Annotated in this window: 3 protein-coding genes; all 3 read right to left on the bottom strand. The window is 66.2% G+C overall.

What is annotated here, in order from left to right:
* Positions 1 to 19 precede the first annotated feature (19 nt).
* Complete coding sequence (tnpC, locus tag QQK63_RS17705) at positions 20 to 1,645, bottom strand: IS66 family transposase (RefSeq protein WP_277822413.1); 1,626 nt, start codon at positions 1,643 to 1,645, stop codon at positions 20 to 22.
* A gap of 62 nt (positions 1,646 to 1,707) precedes the next feature.
* Positions 1,708 to 2,055 (bottom strand): IS66 family insertion sequence element accessory protein TnpB, encoded by a 348-nt coding sequence (gene tnpB / locus QQK63_RS17700; RefSeq protein WP_277822415.1) that lies wholly within the window; start codon positions 2,053 to 2,055, stop codon positions 1,708 to 1,710.
* Positions 2,052 to 2,466, bottom strand: a 415-nt coding sequence (gene tnpA / locus QQK63_RS17695) for an IS66-like element accessory protein TnpA (protein WP_277822417.1), incomplete at its 5' end; no start/stop codon positions are given. The genes tnpB and tnpA, both read right to left, overlap by 4 nt.

Genomic DNA, 2,466 nt, shown 5'->3' with positions numbered 1-2,466 from the left:
CGGTTGGTACCGCGGCTGATCAGGCGGCCTCGGCCTGAGCGGCGGCAATGGGCGTCCAGTTCCACGGCAGGAGCTCGTCGAGCCGGTTGATCTTGTGATCGTGGATGCGGTCGAGTACGTCAGCAAGATAGGCCTGCGGATCGAGGCCGTTCAGCTTGGCCGTCTCTATGATCGTCATGGCACGGGCCAGCGTTTCGCCGCCGGTGTCAGCGCCCGCGAAGAGCCAGTTCTTCCGACCGATGCCGATCGGGCGCAGAGCGCGCTCGGCCGGGTTGTTGTCAATGGCCACGCGACCATCGGTGAGGAAGAGGCTGAACGAGGCCCGGCGGGCCAGCCCATAGCGGAACGCGCGCGCGAGGTCGCCCTTGCCGGGGATCCGCGTGAGCTGGCTTTCGGACCAGACGAAGAAGGCCTCGACCTTCGGGGCGCTGTGCGTCTGGCGCGCGGCAAGGCGGATCTCGGCAGGCTGCCCGTTGATCTCGCGCTCGATGTCGTAGAGCGCGCCGATACGGTCCAGCGCCTCGCGCGCGATCGCGGATTTCGTCTTTTCCCACTCGTCGTGGAAGTCACGTCGCAGATGCGCCCAGCAGGACGCCTCCTGCAGACGGGGCGTGCCGTCCGGATCGGGTTCGTAAAGCTTGGCATAGCCCTTGTAGCCATCGGCCTGCAGGATGCCGCGGGTCTGGGCCAAATGGCTCTGGACATGCTCTTGCTTCCAATCCGGAGCGAAGCGGTAGACCGCCCCCGGTGGCTCAGTCCCTGCCCAAGGTCGCGGATCGCGGACATAGGCCCAGATCCGTCCCTGCTTCACCCCCTTGCCGAGGCCGCGGTCCTTGAGGGACCGGTCGAGCACCCGGATCGGGGTATCATCGGCGTGGAGAAGATCGCTGGCCATCACATCGGCCTCGATCCGTTCGACCAGCGGCGCCAGCACCTTCATCGCGCGCCCACACCAGTCGACCAAGGTGCTATCCGGGATATCGGCCCCCATGCGGGCAAAGATCTCGTTCAAGCGATACAAGGGAAGATGGTCGTCGAACTTGGACACGAGGATCCAGGCCAGAAGGGCCGCACTCGCCATGCTGCCGGGGATCGGACGGCTGGGCGCAGGCGTCTGAACCATCTTCTCGCAACGGCGGCAGGACTTCTTCAGCCGCGCGATCTGTAGGACCCTCAGCTGTGCCGCGACCAAGTCGAGCATCTCGCTCATGTCTTCGCCAACGAGCCGCAGGTCGCCGCCGCAATCCGGGCAGCAGCTGCCGGGGTCGAGCTCGCGCCGCTCGCGCGGGGTGGTTGCCGCCACACGGGGGCGGCGGCGCGGCTTGCCGGCGTCGATGTCGCCGGTCGTGAGCTCAAGGTCGGCATCCGCCGCGTCGTCGTCCGCCGGGGTGGTGGCGCTTTCGGCGCCGGCGATGAGCAGATCCTCGAGCGCCAGTTCGAGTTGTTCGATCTCGCGCTCGATCTTTTCCGAGGACTTTCCAAAGGCCTGCTTCTTGAGCTTCGCGATGCGCATTTGCAGCGTCTGGATGAGCAGGTCATGCGCCCGGATCGTCGCCGCCATCTTCGCGTTTTCCGCCTGCAAGGCGGCAATCATCGCCTTCAGAACAGCGGGATCTTCGGGGAGGATGGGCGTGTCGCTCGACATGCCATCACTTACCACACCCGATCAGGAAGCGCCATAAAAACAAGGCGTTTCAGGTAGATAATTCACCCAACCCGGGCCGGTGGCGCACCCCAATCCGGCCGCCGCCAATCAATCCCTTCCCACAGCATCGCCAGCTGCGCCGAGGTTAGTCGCACCGCCCCTGAACTCGTGTTCGGCCAGGGAAAGCGCCCGCGCTCGAGGATTTTATAGTACAGGCAGAACCCCTGGCCGTCCCAGTAGAGCAGCTTCAGCCGATCACCCTTGCGGCCCCGGAAGGCGAAGACCGCGCCGCCGGTCGGCTTCTGGCGCAGCACGTCTTGCGCGAGCACTGCCAGCCCGCCGATCCCCTTGCGCATATCCGTCGCCCCACAGGCCAGATACACCCGCACCCCGGTTCCCGGCCCGATCATGCGGCATCCACCGCGCGGATCAGGCGGGACAGCGCCACATCGTCGATATCGCTCTGGAACCGGAGCACGCGGCCCTTGGCAAGCCGCAACTCAACCCAGACCGCCGGGCTGGAGGCCGCGGATCGATCCTCTACCACGGTCAGCTCCCTCGCGGGCACCACGCCGGCGGGCAAGAACAACGCGCCCGCGTCAGGAGACCACAACCCCTTGCGCTTGAGTTCATGACGCCAGGCGTAGATCTGCTGACGCGTTACCTCGTGCCGTTGCGCGACCTGGGTCACCGTCGCGCCGCCGATCCCAACCGCGCTCACGATCGCCAGCTTTGCCTCGTCGTCCCAACGCCGGCGGCGCTCAACACCCAGAACCTCGCCCCGCATAGCCCCTCCGCACATAAGAGACGTCGCAAACGAC

Origin of the sequence: Roseicyclus marinus, assembly GCF_030163795.1 — a bacterium.
GTDB classification, from domain to species: domain Bacteria; phylum Pseudomonadota; class Alphaproteobacteria; order Rhodobacterales; family Rhodobacteraceae; genus Roseicyclus; species Roseicyclus marinus.
Note: the sequence above shows the minus strand (reverse complement) of the source record. Positions and strands in the feature narration are given on the sequence as shown.

Bases quoted from the DNA above. Each gene is read 5' to 3' on its own strand.
- tnpC (WP_277822413.1), bottom strand. From the start codon at position 1,645: ATGTCGAGCGACACGCCCATCCTCCCCGAAGATCCCGCTGTTCTGAAG.
- tnpB (WP_277822415.1), bottom strand. From the start codon at position 2,055: ATGATCGGGCCGGGAACCGGGGTGCGGGTGTATCTGGCCTGTGGGGCG.